The sequence below is a fragment of the [Mannheimia] succiniciproducens MBEL55E genome, from assembly GCF_000007745.1.
Taxonomy (GTDB): domain Bacteria; phylum Pseudomonadota; class Gammaproteobacteria; order Enterobacterales; family Pasteurellaceae; genus Basfia; species Basfia succiniciproducens.
On record NC_006300.1, the window covers coordinates 808,086 to 826,731 of the forward strand.

General features: G+C 43.4%; 15 protein-coding genes, 5 tRNA genes and 3 rRNA genes. 13 read left to right on the plus strand and 10 right to left on the minus strand.

Annotation, left to right across the window (positions count from 1 at the left end):
• Nucleotides 1–16: 16 nt before the first annotated feature.
• The 3 genes from MS_RS03850 to MS_RS03860 are packed head-to-tail and all read left to right on the plus strand — an operon-like array spanning nucleotide 17 to nucleotide 1,640.
• The gene (locus tag MS_RS03850; RefSeq protein WP_011200014.1) at nucleotides 17–469 is read left to right on the plus strand and encodes an NfeD family protein; all 453 of its coding nucleotides are present in this window, start codon (nucleotides 17–19) and stop codon (nucleotides 467–469) included.
• A 2-nt stretch (nucleotides 470–471) separates the two neighbouring features.
• Entirely contained in the window at nucleotides 472–1,080 is a 609-nt protein-coding gene (locus MS_RS03855) for an NAD(P)H-dependent oxidoreductase (protein ID WP_011200015.1), read from the plus strand.
• The gene (locus MS_RS03860; RefSeq protein ID WP_011200016.1) at nucleotides 1,080–1,640 is read left to right on the plus strand and encodes a TorD/DmsD family molecular chaperone; all 561 of its coding nucleotides are present in this window, start codon (nucleotides 1,080–1,082) and stop codon (nucleotides 1,638–1,640) included. The genes MS_RS03855 and MS_RS03860 overlap by 1 nt, the downstream gene beginning before the upstream one ends.
• Nucleotides 1,641–1,683: 43 nt before the next feature.
• On the opposite strand, the gene MS_RS03865 is transcribed toward MS_RS03860, so the two are convergent.
• Both MS_RS03865 and MS_RS03870 read right to left on the minus strand, forming a co-directional pair.
• Nucleotides 1,684–2,139: a YccF domain-containing protein gene (locus MS_RS03865; RefSeq protein ID WP_011200017.1), complete on the minus strand. Its 456-nt coding sequence runs from the start codon at nucleotides 2,137–2,139 to the stop codon at nucleotides 1,684–1,686.
• Between the two features lie 24 nt (nucleotides 2,140–2,163).
• Complete coding sequence (locus MS_RS03870) at nucleotides 2,164–2,622, minus strand: methylglyoxal synthase (RefSeq protein WP_011200018.1); 459 nt, start codon at nucleotides 2,620–2,622, stop codon at nucleotides 2,164–2,166.
• 221 nt (nucleotides 2,623–2,843) lie between these two features.
• Here MS_RS03870 and MS_RS03875 point away from each other — a divergent pair, with 221 nt between their 5' ends.
• From MS_RS03875 to rrf, 8 genes are all read left to right on the plus strand, one after another.
• Nucleotides 2,844–4,784 carry an ABC transporter ATP-binding protein gene (locus MS_RS03875; RefSeq protein ID WP_011200019.1) on the plus strand — a complete coding sequence of 647 codons (1,941 nt, stop codon included), beginning with the start codon at nucleotides 2,844–2,846 and terminating at the stop codon, nucleotides 4,782–4,784.
• Between the two features lie 138 nt (nucleotides 4,785–4,922).
• A tRNA-Arg gene (locus MS_RS03880) sits at nucleotides 4,923–4,999 on the plus strand.
• 32 nt (nucleotides 5,000–5,031) lie between these two features.
• Nucleotides 5,032–5,107: transfer RNA gene (locus MS_RS03885), tRNA-His, on the plus strand.
• A 24-nt stretch (nucleotides 5,108–5,131) separates the two neighbouring features.
• A tRNA-Pro gene (locus tag MS_RS03890) sits at nucleotides 5,132–5,208 on the plus strand.
• Between the two features lie 149 nt (nucleotides 5,209–5,357).
• Nucleotides 5,358–6,900: ribosomal RNA gene (locus MS_RS03895) — 16S ribosomal RNA — on the plus strand.
• Between the two features lie 152 nt (nucleotides 6,901–7,052).
• Nucleotides 7,053–7,128 (plus strand) — tRNA-Glu (locus tag MS_RS03900).
• 172 nt (nucleotides 7,129–7,300) lie between these two features.
• Nucleotides 7,301–10,330: ribosomal RNA gene (locus tag MS_RS03905) — 23S ribosomal RNA — on the plus strand.
• Between the two features lie 162 nt (nucleotides 10,331–10,492).
• Nucleotides 10,493–10,608, plus strand: a 5S ribosomal RNA gene (gene rrf, locus MS_RS03910).
• Together the 16S, 23S and 5S rRNA genes with 4 tRNA genes alongside form the textbook arrangement of a ribosomal RNA operon.
• Nucleotides 10,609–10,810: 202 nt before the next feature.
• On the opposite strand, the gene MS_RS03915 is transcribed toward rrf, so the two are convergent.
• The 3 genes from MS_RS03915 to MS_RS03925 form a co-directional block, all read right to left on the minus strand.
• Entirely contained in the window at nucleotides 10,811–11,623 is an 813-nt protein-coding gene (locus tag MS_RS03915; RefSeq protein WP_011200020.1) for a pyridoxal phosphatase, read from the minus strand.
• A gap of 219 nt (nucleotides 11,624–11,842) precedes the next feature.
• Nucleotides 11,843–12,769, minus strand: a complete 927-nt coding sequence (gene fdhE, locus MS_RS03920) for a formate dehydrogenase accessory protein FdhE (protein WP_041639638.1) — start codon at nucleotides 12,767–12,769, stop codon at nucleotides 11,843–11,845.
• Nucleotides 12,770–12,988: 219 nt separating this feature from the next.
• The gene (locus MS_RS03925; RefSeq protein WP_011200022.1) at nucleotides 12,989–13,648 is read right to left on the minus strand and encodes a curli polymerization inhibitor CsgI-related protein; all 660 of its coding nucleotides are present in this window, start codon (nucleotides 13,646–13,648) and stop codon (nucleotides 12,989–12,991) included.
• Nucleotides 13,649–13,835: 187 nt separating this feature from the next.
• Here MS_RS03925 and MS_RS03930 point away from each other — a divergent pair, with 187 nt between their 5' ends.
• Nucleotides 13,836–14,108, plus strand: a complete 273-nt coding sequence (locus MS_RS03930; protein WP_041639639.1) for an acylphosphatase — start codon at nucleotides 13,836–13,838, stop codon at nucleotides 14,106–14,108.
• 175 nt (nucleotides 14,109–14,283) lie between these two features.
• Here MS_RS03930 and MS_RS03935 read toward each other — a convergent pair whose 3' ends face one another.
• Together MS_RS03935 and MS_RS03940 are read right to left on the minus strand one after the other, a co-directional pair.
• Nucleotides 14,284–14,613 carry a TusE/DsrC/DsvC family sulfur relay protein gene (locus MS_RS03935; protein WP_011200024.1) on the minus strand — a complete coding sequence of 110 codons (330 nt, stop codon included), beginning with the start codon at nucleotides 14,611–14,613 and terminating at the stop codon, nucleotides 14,284–14,286.
• An 84-nt stretch (nucleotides 14,614–14,697) separates the two neighbouring features.
• Nucleotides 14,698–15,369, minus strand: a complete 672-nt coding sequence (locus tag MS_RS03940; RefSeq protein ID WP_011200025.1) for a Bax inhibitor-1 family protein — start codon at nucleotides 15,367–15,369, stop codon at nucleotides 14,698–14,700.
• A 191-nt stretch (nucleotides 15,370–15,560) separates the two neighbouring features.
• Here MS_RS03940 and MS_RS03945 point away from each other — a divergent pair.
• Nucleotides 15,561–15,651 (plus strand) — tRNA-Ser (locus MS_RS03945).
• Nucleotides 15,652–15,780: 129 nt separating this feature from the next.
• Here MS_RS03945 and MS_RS03950 read toward each other — a convergent pair.
• The 3 genes from MS_RS03950 to MS_RS03960 all read right to left on the minus strand — a co-directional run bounded on the left by MS_RS03950 (nucleotide 15,781) and on the right by MS_RS03960 (nucleotide 18,642).
• Entirely contained in the window at nucleotides 15,781–16,653 is an 873-nt protein-coding gene (locus MS_RS03950) for a D-alanyl-D-alanine carboxypeptidase family protein (protein WP_041640162.1), read from the minus strand.
• Between the two features lie 109 nt (nucleotides 16,654–16,762).
• The gene (locus MS_RS03955; RefSeq protein ID WP_011200030.1) at nucleotides 16,763–17,578 is read right to left on the minus strand and encodes a peptide ABC transporter ATP-binding protein; all 816 of its coding nucleotides are present in this window, start codon (nucleotides 17,576–17,578) and stop codon (nucleotides 16,763–16,765) included.
• A gap of 11 nt (nucleotides 17,579–17,589) precedes the next feature.
• On the minus strand, nucleotides 17,590–18,642 hold the full coding sequence (locus MS_RS03960) for a peptide ABC transporter ATP-binding protein (RefSeq protein ID WP_011200031.1): 1,053 nt from the start codon (nucleotides 18,640–18,642) through the stop codon (nucleotides 17,590–17,592).
• Between the last annotated feature and the right edge of the window lie 4 nt (nucleotides 18,643–18,646).

Consider the following 18,646-nt stretch of genomic DNA (forward strand, 5'->3'; position numbering starts at 1 on the left):
TAATTAAGGAGTCAAAATGGATTGGTTATTCGCTTGGTCTGTGTGGCACTGGCTCATTTTAGGTTTTTTATTGCTTATCGGGGAGATTCTGATCCCCGGTATTTTTCTGCTCTGGTGGGGAATATCCGCTATCATTATGGCGGCGATTATGGCATTATTCACCACTTTAACTCTTACCGTATTGGGCATTTCTTATGCGGTATTAGCCTTGCTGTTAAGTTTGGTTTGGTGGAAATATCAACATAATAAAGATAAAAGTGACGAAGCCCGTTCGGTGCTGAATCAACGAAACCACGCCATGATCGGCGCAATCGGCGCCGTACAGGAAATTGCTTTAAACGGCGTCGGACGGGGTTATTTTGGTGATACCACTTGGCGCATTCAAGGAAAAGAATTGAAAGTGGGCGATCGTATTGAAGTTTTAAAGGTACGGGGTATAACCCTTATTGTACGTAAATTAGGAAATTAAGCATGAAGCATTTAGTTATTTTTGCTCATCCGAATACTAAAAATAGTTTTAACAAGGCGATACTGGAACGCGTTTTGCAAGCCAGTCAAAAAATGAATGTTGATACGACGGTACGGGATCTTTATGGTATGAATTTTAACCCCGTCGTTTCCTGGGAAGAGTTGACCGGTTCTTTTAAAGAGATTATTCCTGCGGCGATCAGACATGAACAACAATTGATTTCCGAAGCGGATTTAATTACGTTAATTTATCCCTTATGGTGGATGGGGTTCCCCGCCATTTTAAAAGGCTATTTCGATCGCGTGTTTACCCACGGATTCGCCTATAAAACCGATGAAACCGGTACCGTCGGGTTAATTCAGGGCAAAAAAATGCAACAGTTTATTACGATGGGTAATAATGAGGAACGTTATCAACAAATGGGCTTTGCTCGGTCTTTGAACGATACGCTGGTTAACGGCTTATTTAATTATGTGGGCATTATTGATATCGATCATCGCCTGCTGGGCGATATTCATATTATCAGTTCTGAAGAAAGACAGGCTCTGCTTAACGAAGTCGAACAAAAAACTAAAGAAAATCTGACCGCACTTTTAGAAGGAAAAGCCTAATGTCAGAGACGATAATTAATAATTTCTCATTGATTAGTCGATTGTTCGGTAATTTATTTTACCGTTCGCCCACAGACAGCATTCTTGACGGCGTATTCGGCTGGCTGCAACAAAAAGGGTTGGAACAGGTTTGGCCGCTGGATACGGATGAAGATGTCCGGCAGGCTTTAGACTCGGTGCAAATGACTATTGCAAAAGAGGTTTTGGCGCAGGAATATGAGCGGTTATTTGCCGGCGAACAGCCTAAAATTGACAGCCGGATTTCCGCTTACGGGTTAAATGTAGATGAATTTATTAATTTTCGACAAACCCGCCGAATGCCGGAAGTGGAAAGTGCGGATAATTTCAGCTTACTTTTATTGACAGCTTCCTGGATTGAAGACAATTTGGATTCTATCAGTGCGCAACAGGAATTGTTCGAATCTTTCTTGTTGCCTTGCGCCAGTAAGTTTTTAACTCATGTGGAAACTTACGCATTGTTGCCGTTTTACCGTTCGTTGGCATTGCTAACCAGAGAAATTCTGGCCGCAATGGCGGACGAATTAGAAGAAAACGAATAATCTCAACCAGTAAAAAGGCGCCCCAAAGCGCCTTTTTCAATAATTATGCGTTACGCTGATTTTCAAATTCTCTTTCAGCCTGATGACGGTAAACCAATTGCGCCATTTCTTTCGGAACAACACGTTGCCCCACCGGGAATAAGGAAATTCTGGCTAATTTAAAATGAGCAAGCCCGGTAGGAATGCCGATTAATGTTAAACATTGGGTTATGCCCGTTAATATATGCAACAGGCACAGCCACCAACCGAATAGTACGAACCACAAAACATTCAGCACCGATCCCAAGGAATTTGAAAGAGAAGAGCGAGGTTCAAGATATTTCACGTGGATAATATCATTACCAAAAGGCATTAAAGACATTTTGGTAATTTCCCAACAACCGCGGGAATAAGGCAGTGTTACCACTAAAACCGCACTGATGATCGTTGCAATCAGCCAACCTAAGGTAGTGGCGAATCCGCCCAGGACAAAATTCAGAATATTTAAAATTAAAGCCATAATAAACCTCCTGGTAAAAACCGATTATTTCAGGCGTTTTTGTAGATAAGTTTGATAATCGGGAATGCGGAGTTCGATTTCTCGGTTTATTAATGGCGAATTAATTAATAAATCGGCGCTTGCAATATTCATAGCATGGGGAATGTTCCATACTGCGGCAATGCGTAATAAGGCTTTCACATCCGGGTCATGAGGCACCGCATTCATCGGATCCCAAAAGAAAATCATCACGTCGATTTTATTTTCCGCAATTAATGCGCCCAGTTGCTGATCGCCACCCATCGGTCCGCTTAATAAGCTGTTGATTTTTAATTCGGTCGCTTTTTCGATTAAATGCCCGGTAGTTCCTGTTGCATAAAGCTGATGGTTTTGTAGATGATGCACATTTTTCTGACACCAATTAATCAGATCTTCTTTGCAATGATCATGGGCGACCAAAGCAATATGTTTTTGTGCGGCAACATGACGAAATGTGGTTTCCATATATCCTCCTTGGATTAAGATACGCGGTTTTTTAGCCGATAATGGCATTATAGTAAGTAATTTATTCTCCCGCCGCCAGTTTTATTACGTCTTTGCGTATTATTTTACGATCGGATTAAAAGTGCGGTCAGAAAATCGGGAATTTTTTACCGCACTTTTTCTTTTTTCAATAAAACTGCTAAAATCCCACTAATTTTTTATTATTCGGATTTGAGAATTTTATGGCATTAATTAGTTTAACGAACGGTTACCTTTCTTTTAGTGACGCACCTTTATTAGATCATGCGGATTTGCATATCGAACCCCGTGAACGGGTCTGTTTGGTCGGGCGTAACGGCGCAGGAAAATCCACCTTGCTGAAAATTATTGCCGGCGATGTGGTTATGGACGACGGTAAAATACAGTATGAAAGAGATTTGATTGTTTCTCGTCTGGAACAGGATCCGCCTAGCCACGCACAAGGCAATGTCTTTGATTATGTAGCGGAAGGTATCGGGCATTTAGCGGATTTATTGAAAGAGTATCATCATATCTCAACTCTACTGGAAAGCGATTATAATGACAACTTGTTAAGCAAATTGGCACAGGTGCAAAGCCGTCTTGAACATGAAAACGGCTGGCAGTTTGAAAATAAAATTAATGAAGTATTAGGAAAATTGGAACTTAATCCTAATACGTTGCTATCGGAATTATCCGGTGGTTGGTTACGTAAAGCGGCGCTCGCCCGTGCATTGGTTTGTAATCCCGACGTACTTTTATTAGACGAACCCACCAATCATTTAGATGTAGATGCCATTGAATGGCTGGAAACCTTTCTGTTGGATTTTGCCGGCAGTATTGTCTTTATTTCTCATGACCGCTCATTTATTCGCAAAATGGCGACACGGATTGTGGATTTAGACCGGGGCAAATTAGTGTCTTATCCCGGTGATTATGATCTTTATCTCACCACTAAAGAAGAAAACCTGCGCGTGGAAGCTCTGCAAAACGAGCTGTTCGATAAGCGACTCGCTCAGGAAGAAGTATGGATTCGTCAGGGAATCAAAGCCCGTCGCACGCGTAATGAAGGCAGAGTTCGGGCATTAAAGATGCTGAGAGAAGAACGTCGCCAACGTCGAGAGGTATTGGGCAGTGCAAAATTACAATTAGATACGTCCAGCCGTTCAGGCAAAATTGTGTTTGAAGTTGAGGACGCAAGTTATGCTATCGCAGGAAAACAATTGCTCTCGCATTTCAGCACAACCATTTTGCGGGGCGATAAAATCGCTTTAGTCGGGCCAAACGGTTGTGGTAAAACTACCTTCATTAAACTTTTACTAGGTGAGTTGCAACCTACGTCCGGGCATATTCGCTGCGGTACAAAACTAGATATTGCCTATTTCGACCAATACAGAGCGGATCTTGATCCGGAAAAAACAGTTATGGATAATGTGGCTGATGGTAAGCAAGATATTGAAGTCAATGGGGTTAAGCGCCATGTATTGGGATATTTGCAGGATTTTCTGTTTCCGCCGAAACGGGCAATGACGCCGGTAAAAGCATTATCCGGTGGTGAACGTAATCGCTTACTTTTGGCAAAACTGTTATTAAAACCGAATAATCTGTTGATTCTTGACGAACCGACAAATGATCTGGATATAGAAACTCTTGAGTTACTGGAAGATATTTTGGCGGATTATCAGGGAACCTTATTGATTGTGAGCCACGACCGTCAATTTATTGATAATGTGGCAACGGAATGCTATATGTTTGAAGGCAACGGGCAGCTAAGTAAATATGTAGGCGGCTTTTTTGATGCCAAACAGCAGCAGGAAAATGCGCTGACGAGCAAAATGGCGAGCGAACAAGCCAAACCGAAAAAAATGCAGCCGGAAAGTGCGGTGGAAAAATCGGAAATTTCAACGGCGAATAATAATCAGAAAACAATAAAGCTTTCCTATAAAGAACAAAGAGAGCTGGAACGACTTCCACAATTATTGGAGGAGTTGGAAAAAATGATTGAAAATTTGCAAAATGAAGTGGGAAATCCCGATTTTTTCCAACAATCCCACGAATATACCTCAGCTAAATTACAGGAGTTAGCGGATAAAGAAGCAGAATTAGAAAACGCGTTTATAAGATGGGAAGAATTAGAAGAAAAGAAAAAAGGAAACCTGAGCTAAAAATAGACGGAATTATAATAAATTACGTTCAAATTGAATAAAAACACATCAAGCGATCAAAAAAATAAAAAAAAATGAAAAAAGTGCTAGACAAGAGTAGTGGAAATCCTTAATATACGCCCCGCAACGACGCAATGCGCGCTCGTAGCTCAGTTGGATAGAGCGTTGGCCTCCGGAGCCAAAGGTCGCAAGTTCGAATCTTGTCGAGCGCGCCAGGTCAGCGAAGTTGAAACTGAATCAAACAATGGTGGCTATAGCTCAGTTGGTAGAGCCCTGGATTGTGATTCCAGTTGTCGTGGGTTCGAATCCCATTAGCCACCCCAATTATCTTAATCAAGATAAAAAGTCGGCGAGTAGCGCAGCTTGGTAGCGCAACTGGTTTGGGACCAGTGGGTCGTAGGTTCAAATCCTATCTCGCCGACCACTTTTTTGCTCTTTAACAACTTATCAGACAATCTGTGTGGGCACTTGAAAGATTCGTTTAAACAAAAAATTTAAACAAGACTTAGAGTGCTGAACAAAGTTAATTTAATTAATGATTTATAGTCAGTATTTTGAGCGATTGAACTTTTTAAATTGAAGAGTTTGATCATGGCTCAGATTGAACGCTGGCGGCAGGCTTAACACATGCAAGTCGAACGGTAGCGGGAAGAAAGCTTGCTTTCTTTGCCGACGAGTGGCGGACGGGTGAGTAATGCTTGGGGATCTGGCTTATGGAGGGGGATAACGACGGGAAACTGTCGCTAATACCGCGTAATATCTTCGGATTAAAGGGTGGGACTTACGGGCCACCCGCCATAAGATGAGCCCAAGTGGGATTAGGTAGTTGGTGGGGTAAAGGCCTACCAAGCCGACGATCTCTAGCTGGTCTGAGAGGATGACCAGCCACACTGGAACTGAGACACGGTCCAGACTCCTACGGGAGGCAGCAGTGGGGAATATTGCACAATGGGGGGAACCCTGATGCAGCCATGCCGCGTGAATGAAGAAGGCCTTCGGGTTGTAAAGTTCTTTCGGTGACGAGGAAGGTGTTTGTTTTAATAGGACAAGCAATTGACGTTAATCACAGAAGAAGCACCGGCTAACTCCGTGCCAGCAGCCGCGGTAATACGGAGGGTGCGAGCGTTAATCGGAATAACTGGGCGTAAAGGGCATGCAGGCGGACTTTTAAGTGAGATGTGAAAGCCCCGGGCTTAACCTGGGAATAGCATTTCAGACTGGGAGTCTAGAGTACTTTAGGGAGGGGTAGAATTCCACGTGTAGCGGTGAAATGCGTAGAGATGTGGAGGAATACCGAAGGCGAAGGCAGCCCCTTGGGAAGATACTGACGCTCATATGCGAAAGCGTGGGGAGCAAACAGGATTAGATACCCTGGTAGTCCACGCGGTAAACGCTGTCGATTTGGGGATTGGGCTTTAGGCTTGGTGCTCGTAGCTAACGTGATAAATCGACCGCCTGGGGAGTACGGCCGCAAGGTTAAAACTCAAATGAATTGACGGGGGCCCGCACAAGCGGTGGAGCATGTGGTTTAATTCGATGCAACGCGAAGAACCTTACCTACTCTTGACATCCAGAGAATCCTGTAGAGATACGGGAGTGCCTTCGGGAGCTCTGAGACAGGTGCTGCATGGCTGTCGTCAGCTCGTGTTGTGAAATGTTGGGTTAAGTCCCGCAACGAGCGCAACCCTTATCCTTTGTTGCCAGCATGTAAAGATGGGAACTCAAAGGAGACTGCCGGTGACAAACCGGAGGAAGGTGGGGATGACGTCAAGTCATCATGGCCCTTACGAGTAGGGCTACACACGTGCTACAATGGTGCATACAGAGGGCGGCGATACCGCGAGGTAGAGCGAATCTCAGAAAGTGCATCGTAGTCCGGATTGGAGTCTGCAACTCGACTCCATGAAGTCGGAATCGCTAGTAATCGCAAATCAGAATGTTGCGGTGAATACGTTCCCGGGCCTTGTACACACCGCCCGTCACACCATGGGAGTGGGTTGTACCAGAAGTAGATAGCTTAACCTTCGGGGGGGCGTTTACCACGGTATGATTCATGACTGGGGTGAAGTCGTAACAAGGTAACCGTAGGGGAACCTGCGGTTGGATCACCTCCTTACTAAGTTTTAGGCGACTGGCAAGTGTTCACACAGATTGTTTGATAGAAAAAGAGAAGAAACGACCGCACTTTTTTATTATCATCTAGGTCTGGTAATAAAAGGAGAAAAGCGCGGAACAAGCGAAGGCGTCGAGAGATCCGCTTTAACTGTTGTCCCCATCGTCTAGAGGCCTAGGACATCGCCCTTTCACGGCGGTAACCGGGGTTCGAATCCCCGTGGGGACGCCATTTAAAGATGATTTTTATTGTCTTTTTGTTCTTTAAAAAATTGGAAACAAGCTGAAAAACTGAGAGATTTTCTGAAAAGAAAGTCTGAGTATAAAAAATCTTGGCCGGGCAAAAGCGGTCAAGTGTTTAGTAATAACGAACGACACAGGTATAAGAATACTTGAGGTTGTATGGTTAAGTGACTAAGCGTACAAGGTGGATGCCTTGGCAATCAGAGGCGAAGAAGGACGTGCTAATCTGCGAAAAGCTTGGGTGAGTTGATAAGAAGCGTCTAACCCAAGATATCCGAATGGGGCAACCCAGTAGATGAAGAATCTACTATCAATAACCGAATCCATAGGTTATTGAGGCAAACCGGGAGAACTGAAACATCTAAGTACCCCGAGGAAAAGAAATCAACCGAGATTACGTCAGTAGCGGCGAGCGAAAGCGTAAGAGCCGGCAAGTGATAGCATGAGGATTAGAGGAACCGGCTGGGAAGCCGGGCGGCACAGGGTGATAGCCCCGTACTTGAAAATCATTGTGTGGTACTGAGCTTGCGAGAAGTAGGGCGGGACACGAGAAATCCTGTTTGAAGAAGGGGGGACCATCCTCCAAGGCTAAATACTCCTGATTGACCGATAGTGAACCAGTACTGTGAAGGAAAGGCGAAAAGAACCCCGGTGAGGGGAGTGAAATAGAACCTGAAACCTTGTACGTACAAGCAGTGGGAGCCCGCGAGGGTGACTGCGTACCTTTTGTATAATGGGTCAGCGACTTATATTATGTAGCGAGGTTAACCGAATAGGGGAGCCGAAGGGAAACCGAGTCTTAACTGGGCGTCGAGTTGCATGATATAGACCCGAAACCCGGTGATCTAGCCATGGGCAGGTTGAAGGTTGGGTAACACTAACTGGAGGACCGAACCGACTAATGTTGAAAAATTAGCGGATGACCTGTGGCTGGGGGTGAAAGGCCAATCAAACCGGGAGATAGCTGGTTCTCCCCGAAATCTATTTAGGTAGAGCCTTATGTGAATACCTTCGGGGGTAGAGCACTGTTTCGGCTAGGGGGCCATCCCGGCTTACCAACCCGATGCAAACTGCGAATACCGAAGAGTAATGCATAGGAGACACACGGCGGGTGCTAACGTTCGTCGTGGAGAGGGAAACAACCCAGACCGCCAGCTAAGGTCCCAAAGTTTATATTAAGTGGGAAACGAAGTGGGAAGGCTTAGACAGCTAGGATGTTGGCTTAGAAGCAGCCATCATTTAAAGAAAGCGTAATAGCTCACTAGTCGAGTCGGCCTGCGCGGAAGATGTAACGGGGCTCAAATATAGCACCGAAGCTGCGGCATCAGGCGTATCACTAATACGCCTTACGATTAACAACTTGCGAAGGAAGAGAGCAAGTTGGTTAAGCGACCAACACGTTGAGTCGGCTGTAAGCGAGAGCGAACAGAAAGGCGCGAGTGGAGCGTGAGGAATATTAGTGATACGCCTGTTGGGTAGGGGAGCGTCGTGTAAGCGGAAGAAGGTGGTTCGAGAGGGCTGCTGGACGTATCACGAGTGCGAATGCTGACATAAGTAACGATAAAACGGGTGAAAAACCCGTTCGCCGGAAGACCAAGGGTTCCTGTCCAACGTTAATCGGGGCAGGGTGAGTCGGCCCCTAAGGCGAGGCTGAAGAGCGTAGTCGATGGGAAACGGGTTAATATTCCCGTACTTGTTATAATTGCGATGTGGGGACGGAGTAGGTTAGGTTATCGACCTGTTGGAAATGGTCGTTTAAGTTGGTAGGTGGAGCGTTTAGGCAAATCCGGACGCTTATCAACACCGAGAGATGATGACGAGGCGCTAAGGTGCCGAAGTAACCGATACCACACTTCCAGGAAAAGCCACTAAGCGTCAGATTATAATAAACCGTACTATAAACCGACACAGGTGGTCAGGTAGAGAATACTCAGGCGCTTGAGAGAACTCGGGTGAAGGAACTAGGCAAAATAGCACCGTAACTTCGGGAGAAGGTGCGCCGGCGTAGATTGTAGAGGTATACCCTTGAAGGTTGAACCGGTCGAAGATACCAGCTGGCTGCAACTGTTTATTAAAAACACAGCACTCTGCAAACACGAAAGTGGACGTATAGGGTGTGATGCCTGCCCGGTGCTGGAAGGTTAATTGATGGCGTTATCGCAAGAGAAGCGCCTGATCGAAGCCCCAGTAAACGGCGGCCGTAACTATAACGGTCCTAAGGTAGCGAAATTCCTTGTCGGGTAAGTTCCGACCTGCACGAATGGCATAATGATGGCCAGGCTGTCTCCACCCGAGACTCAGTGAAATTGAAATCGCCGTGAAGATGCGGTGTACCCGCGGCTAGACGGAAAGACCCCGTGAACCTTTACTATAGCTTGACACTGAACCTTGAATTTTGATGTGTAGGATAGGTGGGAGGCTTTGAAGCGGTAACGCCAGTTATCGTGGAGCCATCCTTGAAATACCACCCTTTAACGTTTGATGTTCTAACGAAGTGCCTGGAACGGGTACTCGGACAGTGTCTGGTGGGTAGTTTGACTGGGGCGGTCTCCTCCCAAAGAGTAACGGAGGAGCACGAAGGTTTGCTAATGACGGTCGGACATCGTCAGGTTAGTGCAATGGTATAAGCAAGCTTAACTGCGAGACGGACAAGTCGAGCAGGTGCGAAAGCAGGTCATAGTGATCCGGTGGTTCTGAATGGAAGGGCCATCGCTCAACGGATAAAAGGTACTCCGGGGATAACAGGCTGATACCGCCCAAGAGTTCATATCGACGGCGGTGTTTGGCACCTCGATGTCGGCTCATCACATCCTGGGGCTGAAGTAGGTCCCAAGGGTATGGCTGTTCGCCATTTAAAGTGGTACGCGAGCTGGGTTTAAAACGTCGTGAGACAGTTTGGTCCCTATCTGCCGTGGGCGTTGGAGAATTGAGAGGGGCTGCTCCTAGTACGAGAGGACCGGAGTGGACGCATCACTGGTGTTCCGGTTGTGTCGCCAGACGCATTGCCGGGTAGCTACATGCGGAAGAGATAAGTGCTGAAAGCATCTAAGCACGAAACTTGCCTCGAGATGAGTTCTCCCAGTATTTAATACTGTAAGGGTTGTTGGAGACGACGACGTAGATAGGCCGGGTGTGTAAGCGTTGCGAGACGTTGAGCTAACCGGTACTAATTGCCCGAGAGGCTTAGCCATACAACGCTCAAGTGTTTTTGGTGGTGAAAGTTATTACGGAATAAGTAAGTAGTCAGGGAATCGGCTTGTTTTTAATTTTAGAGAATAGAAGAGTAGAAGACTAGAAGTAGGTTAGTGATAGCGGAGAGAAGAATCCGCGGTCAGTATCTGAAACGGAATTATCCTGGCGGCGATAGTGCAGTGGTCCCACCTGAATCCATGCCGAACTCAGAAGTGAAACGCTGTTATGCCGATGGTAGTGTGGGGTATCCCCATGTGAGAGTAGGTCACCGCCAGGTTGTTATGAAGAGAGGCCCCCATCGAGAGATGAGGGCTTTTTTTGTGCTTGTGCTCACACCATACCTACTAACTGAACCGGCGCGTCATCACCGCCATTGACGCGCGTAGGCGCAAAACTGTAGGAAAATTTACCGCACTTTTGAGTAAAAATAAAGGCGCAAATGCGCCTTTATTTATAGGATTGGAACTAAGCTAAATTAGTTATTTAAGCCCTTCAATAAAATCAGCAATGCTGTTTTCATTATTTGTGCCGATAATGCATTTGGCTTGTTGCTTAACGATCTCATCCGCATTTCCCATGGCTACACCTAATCCTACACTTGTTAGCATACTCAAATCATTTTGGTTATCACCAAAAGCAACAACTTGTTCCGGGTTCATATTGACGGATCGTAAATATTCCAGTAATCGGGAGCCTTTTGTGTTACCTTTATTAGATATATCAACCCGGTCAATCCAAGACCATTCACAGCTGAATTGATCTTGTGGCAACATATTGACCGTTTGCTGCATAAGCTCTCTATTTGGTGCGCTCATTACAAATTTCCAGATAATATCTTCATTATTCACTATATCGCGAAAGCTAGAAACTTGACGAACATCGGGACGCACATTTTGCGGACAACTTTGCACCCATTTTTGGAATTTTTCCATATGGGGATTAAGTTCCATATAATTCATCGCATTGCGGGAATACATCAATATGTGTATTTTTTGACGTTCGGCTATATCAATTAATTGTAATGCCTGTGTTTTACTAAATGGATTGCTGCGTAAAACTTCATCGGTTTGTGGTTGATATAAATAAGTACCATTACAGCAAACAATAGGCGTTTCTAAATTTAATTCGTAATAATAAGGTTTAACCGCAGTATGATGCCGTCCTGTGACTAAAATAACTTGCATGCCTTTTGCTCGGGCCGCTTCAATCGCTTTTTTGCTGCTTGGTAAAATTATTCCCTGTGAATTTAATAATGTGCCGTCTAAATCGAAAGCTAAAACCTGATATGCCATAATAATTACCTATAAAATTAACTTCAAATAGTATAAAGAAAAAGCAAGGCTAAAACCTTGCTTTAGATCATTGAGTAATTTAATTGTTACAGGATAAATTGCCAGCCATAAAAAGTCATACTTTTTAAATTTTAACTTTGTTAATGGAACCGTAAGGATAAAACATACATTCTGAAGATTTGCGAATAAAAATTTTTAATTTTTTGTCCGTATTATCAATTACGCTTCTTCCGAGGGGAACATAAAGGGATTTAATCCGCTGCGGGCAAAACCTTTTTCTTCCATCTCTATATCAAGATAAATAGTTGCCAGATCGTCAGCTACAGGTTCAACATGAGGATCCTTTTCCTGGAACAGTATTTTAAGGTAGGAATGGCAATCACCGCAACTTTCGGATCGTACTGCCGCCATTTCTTCATCAATAGACCAATATTCTAAATGTTCAGCTTGGTTGCAATTGCTACATTTGGCGCGAACCATATTCCATTCGCTTTCACAGAGGGAACAATGCAGATAACGCAAGCCTTGAGCTGCGCCAAAATGTACGACACTCGCCACCGGTGCCGCATTACATACCGGACAAACGTGAAGATTCTCACCGCTTTCCATATTTGTCGTATGAGGAATTTGTTGAGCAAGTTGTAGCCAGTAAAGCGAAAGAGCCGCCCAAATAAAAACAGCTTTATCACTGCTTACCGAAGAAAAATCTTCTGCTAAAAGTTTATCGGCAAGAGATTCAATTTCTGTATCCGAGGCCTTTTCTAACCAATCAATGGTTGTTGTTATTTGATTTGTCGCTTTAAGTTTGATTTGTGCTAAAATTTCAGCGAGATATTCTCGCCAAATAACATCTCGTTTCCAATTTTTAGTATGCAAAGGTTGAATTGAATTATCTAAACTGAAATTTTCTTTTGTTAAACGTTCGTCTTGTGGCAATGGGTGCATTTTTAAGATCTTTAATTGCACTTCCGAAACTTCCGCCGCGAAGTTCAAATATTCCGCGAATGGATGAGATTCACTAAGTTTTCGCAAACGCTTTGCCCGGCGCTCATATAAATTCTGAGGATTGGCGAAAAGCAGTGCTGGTTGTTCAAAACTGGTCGCTGTTTTTTTGATTTCATGCTCCGGAAGGATTCGAATACTCATAGTTATAATTCCTAATAGAAAAGTGCGGTAAATTTTACCGCACTTTTGGCTGCTTTGCATTACACAAATGTTGTTAGAATGTTAATAATAGCATGCTATAGTTGATTAAAAGAGTGTACGGGCATTTATAAAAAATCCGGCTAGAAAAGCTAACCGGATTTTAAGATTTAGATTAACCAAACGTTAATCAATCTGTTTTTATCAAATAACGTGAAGAAATTACTGTTTCTTCGCCCAGTTTAAGAAACGGGTTTGTGTTTCTTTATCCGCCTGTTGGAACCAGTATTGCAGCATTTGTTCTGCCGCATTTTCACCCTGGACCGTTACTTTACCTTTTGCAACTTTACCTGCACCTGTTGTACCCATTGCCGTCGGCATTGTTGTGGTTGCGAAAGACGCTACTGCCGCTTTGGCGCCGGAAGCGTTGTAGTTTGATAAATTTTCAACAAGGTTTACGCTAGGTAAGAAGCCTTCTTGCGTTAAATATTCCTGTTTGGTTTGAACTGCTGCGCCGGACGCGGTAGTAACGGAAATTACCGGAGATTGCTTAAATTTTTCAACATCGCGCTCGCTGCGTAAAGTCGGGGCAGAAATTTGAATATCTTCTGTTGTGCCTTGGAAAGTTACTACAATCGGATCCGATTCGAATAAATTAGACTCTGAACCGCCGCGAATAATTTCGGAAACGCGAACAACAACTTGGTGCTGGTTAGTATCCGTAATATTGAATGAACGAGCTTGTTTTATAAGAGATTTGCTTGCTTTTTGACCGTCAATTGCCAAAAAATCAACATTTGATGAGGTTGTTACAACACCAGCAAAGCTTGCTGTACTGGTTAATAGCGCTGCCACTGCTAATGCAGTAAGACGAAATTTCATATTGGCTCCTTGTTGTTAAGGACGAGTATAAATAGATAATTATCACTTTAATTGATGAAACCGGCGGATTGCTTGATTGGTTCATTTAAAGTGGTACTTGTATCCTAGTCTAATTTGACTAAAATGAAAATAGAAAAACGTAAAAAAATCTATTATCTACGAGTTAGATCAACGATTGGAGACATATATGCTGAAAAAACAATTTGTGGTATACGGCATTGTGCAGGGTGTCGGCTTTCGCTATTTTACCTGGAAAAAAGCAACTGAAATAGGATTGAACGGAATCGTAAAAAATCAACGAGACGGTTCCGTCTATATCCTTGCGGAAGGAAGCGCGTCGCAAATCGATAGTTTTCGCGACTGGTTAAGCCATGGTCCGCCAAGCGCTAGAGTAGATCGGGTGGAAGAAAATGATTATAGCGGCACGCATTCTTTTGGTTTATTTTCTGTCGAGCATTAACGGATAAAAGTGCGGTCGAAAAAGTCATATTTTTTAACTTTATTTTTGTTTATGGCGTCTATACGGCGAAAAATCCTTGCAAGGTTATGATGAAAATCCAGCTAAGTTTTATGTGAAAGCGGTTAAGCCCGATTAACTCCGGTATATTCAATTAACTATGCCAAGTATACTTTGGTTATAAACATTTTGCCGGTTTTGGCAAGCCGGCTAGTTTTGTCGCCTGTTTTGCCGGGCCGTCGGGAAATAAACGCTGTAAATAACGGCTATTGCCTTTGTCTTCGCCAAGTTTTTGCGCCATTGCTTTCACCAGCATACGAATGGCGGGCGACGTTTTATATTCCTGATAAAATTCACGTACGAAGTAGATTACTTCCCAATGGGCTTCCGTGAGAACCACGCCTTCTTTTTCCGCAATGGCTTTTGCCACATCTTCATTCCATTCGTTGAGATTTAGAAGGTAACCCGCGGGATCCGTTTCAATTTGCGTATTATTAATGTTTAACATAAAAACCTTTATAAAAATTTTGCTTATTATACGAAAAACGCCCCTAATAAAGTAGAGGCGTTGGGGATTTTCGTTAAAACTTAATTAATCGTCACCGCCAAAGATGCCCAATAATTGTAACAAACTTAAGAATAGGTTGTAGATTGAAACAAATAGGCTAACGGTCGCTCTGATATAATTTGTTTCACCGCCATGAATAATATTGCTTGTTTCAAATAAGATTGCGGCACTTGAGAAAATTACAAACAAACCGCTAATCGCCAAATGCAAAGCCGGCGTTTGGAAGAATATGCTTGCCACCATGCCCAGCAATAACACGATAAAGAGCGAGAAAATCATGCCGGAAAGGAATGACATATCTTTGCGGGTCGTCAGTACGTAAGCCGAGCAAGCAAAGAACACCGCGGCCGTACCTGACAATGCAAGAACTACGGTTTCGCTTAACCCTGCGCCGATATAAACATTCAGAATCGGCCCTAAGGTATAGCCAAGAAAACCGGTAAAGGCAAAGGCGGATAGAATTCCCCAACCGCTGTTAGCTAACGAATTGGTTAAAAACAATAAGCCGTAAAAGCCGACTAACGTCACGATAATACCGGGATGCGGCAAGCCTAATGAGATGGAAATATAGGCGACGAATGCGGAGAAGGCAAGTGTCATGCCCAATAAAAAGTAAGTATTACGTAATACTTTATGTGTGCTAAGTAATGAAGTTGATTGCTCGCGGGCATCAAGGACAATACGGGAATCTGCCATAAGAAATTTCCTTATAAAGAGAATAAATTAAGGGGTACGTTACTGATAAGTACTATAAATGTCAATATTTTTAACCAAAATGCTTTTGGGATAAGCAATATGTTTAAATTATCGTCGGTTAGGCAAGGGCAATAAAAATATTGGTTTACATCAAGCTATAACTATATTATATTTCTCCACACTTAAACCACGGAGGAAATGGTCGAGTGGTTGAAGGCACCGGTCTTGAAAACCGGCGAGGGTTTGCGCCCTCCCTGAGTTCGAATCTCAGTTCCTCCGCCATATTCCTATAAAAAAGCCGTAAGTTAATTGCTTACGGCTTTTTTGTTCCGTATCGGTTTAAATTTCTTTTATCGCGCCGATTATTGCAATGGTAACAAAATTCAGCAAATTTTAACCGCACTTTTAACCCTATTTTGCTACCTGTTCTATTAATTGAGCCAATCCTTGTTCGTCATAGTTTTCAAAATCCTGATCGTTAAATTCATTAATTTCTACGTCATTTGCAGCTAAACAGCCATATTCTTCCAATTTATGTTTAGTGAAGTTGGAACGGTAAGCGGAACTTGCATTATTTAAACTGATTACACCGATGGTTGAACGATTACACTGATGTTTATTGACAAAAACCAAATTGTAGCCGGATTCCCGGATATAACCCGTTTTATTAATCGCGGCGTCAAACATTTCTTCACGCACCAATTTATTGGTGTTTTGCATAAATACATTGTGACGCCCCGCCCGGATATAGGTGGCTCTGGTGTTTGATAACGTTTTAATCAACTGTTTATCAAGGGAATATTTGGCTAATTTAACTAAATCCATAGGGCTTGACACATTGCTGCTTGATAAGCCCGAACTGTCGCTGAAACGGGTTGAATTCATACCTAATTGCTGCGCCTTTTGATTCATTTTTTTGATAAATTGCGCCCGACTCATTCCGGCGGAGCGAGAGAGTGCGTGGGCGGCATAATTGTCGGAATGGACTAACATTGCTTTCAGCAATTCATTACAGGAAATCGGTGTGTATTTAGGTAACTTAGTGCGGGTTCCTTTAATATGATCGTAGTCTTCATCGGTAATGGAGCTTGAACAATTAGGATTCCGATTATTTTCCAAAAATACATTGGCGGTCATCAGTTTTGTTACCGAGGCAATCGGCAGAATGCTATTGGGCGAGCGGCTTTCCAGCACCTTGTTATGAGTAAAATCATAGACCACATAAGATTGAGCCCATGCGGTGACGGGCAAAAATAAGAAAACGGAAAATAATTTTTTTAGCATAGAGGCAACGACCGAATAACATATTGACATAGTTGGCAATAGCAATAAATTTTGCTATGACGTATTCTACTCTATAATCGGACAAAGTGCGGTCATTTTTTTCAGAATTTTACATTTCATTTTGCTCCGGTTTTTCCCAGGCGCTGTTATCAAGCTCTTTGCCGAAATAACTTTCGATTAAACGCTTGGTAATATCGTTTTGAGGACGAGTAAGCACATGACGGGTTTCGCCATATTCAATCATTTCCCCTTCATCCATTACCAGAATTTTATCCGCACAATGTTTAATGATACCTAAATGTTGTCCCACATAAATATAAGAGAGGCTTAAGCGTTCCTGCAAATCCAGCATGAGGTTAGTAAGTTGGGTTTTTACGGAGGCGTCTAAGGAACCTAAGGCATCGTCAATAATGATGATTTCAGGTTCCAAAATAAGTGCGCGGGCAAGGGCGACACGTTGTTTTTGGCTGATAGACAACGTATTGATACCGACATTAGCATGCTCCGGATAAAGCCCGACTAAACGCAAGGTTTCGAAGATTCGTTCGTTACGTTCCCGTTCATTGAGAGTGGTTAATAGTCGAAGCGGGTCATCCAGCGTTTGCCCGACATTTAATCTTGGATTAAAAGCATTATTGACATCCTGAAAAACCATGCGGATATGGCTTGCTCGCCGTTTATAATCACCGAATTCGAGTGGCGTGCTTTTAAATAGAATACGCCCTGATGTGGGCGGAATAATGCCCACAATCATTTTGGCTAGAGTGGATTTTCCCGCCCCGTTTTTTCCGATAATTGCCAGCATTTGTTTTTTTTCTAAGGTGAAACTAATATGTTTAACCGCTTGCAATTTATGTTCGGCAAAAAAGCCGAGATTGTCAGTGAAGGACTTCGATAAATTATCTATCTGGAGTAATGCGCTCATTTTATTTTCCTTTAACTGATTTTGCTTTCCGGGCTCAATGTTAGCGGTGTAATGGTATCTTTTTCTTTACGATTGGTTTCTAATAAATTTAGTGGATAATGACAGGCAAATTCATGCTGTTTTATGCGACGTAAAGGCGGTTTTTTAATACATTTTTTCTGTGCAAACGGGCAGCGTGGTCCTAACCGGCAACCCATAGGCATTTGTTCCAGCAGCGGAACCGTTCCGCGCAACGTGTTTAGTTTACTTTTTAACGGCATCGGTTGCGAAAAATCGGGCATTGAGTGCAGCAATGCAGAAGTATAAGGATGATGCGGCGTTTCAAGAATATTTTCTTTCGGCCCCGATTCCGCATTTTGACCGCAGTAAAGAACTATAAAACTATGGCACCATTCGCTGATTCCCGCCATATCGTTGCTGGCAAGCAGTACTGAGGTGCCGTTATTTTGGTTCATGCTGGAGAGCAGACGAAAAATTTGTAGCTGGGTGGTGGATTCCAATGAATTTGTCGGTTCATCGGCAATCAACAATCTCGGTTGATTGGCAATGGCAATGGCAATCATCACTTTTTGCCCTTCACCCTCGGTAATTTCATTGGGGTAGCTGTTCATAATATCTTTATGATCTTTTATTCCGACACGATGAAGCAGCTCAATAGCCCGACGTTTACGCCAGCCGAACCAATGCCAGATTTTTCCTTTAAATGTCCAGGAAGGAATATTCTGCATAATTTGCTGACCGATTTTTTTACTGGGATCAAGGTAGCTCAGCGGCTCCTGATAAATCATCGAAATCTCTTTTCCCACCAATTTCCGGCGTTTATAAGGGCTTAATTTAAGTAATTCGACGTCGTTAAAACGAAAACGATCCGCGGTAATAATCCAATTGTCTTTGCTGGTGTTGCAAATCACTTTAGCTATCAGGCTTTTTCCTGAACCGGATTCGCCGACCAAGCCACAGATTTCACCTTCATTCAGGGTTAGATTAACGTTATCGACAACGCTAACATAGCCGTTTGGCGTATTTACTTTAATTGTTAAATTTCGAATATCGAGTAAAGCCATAATT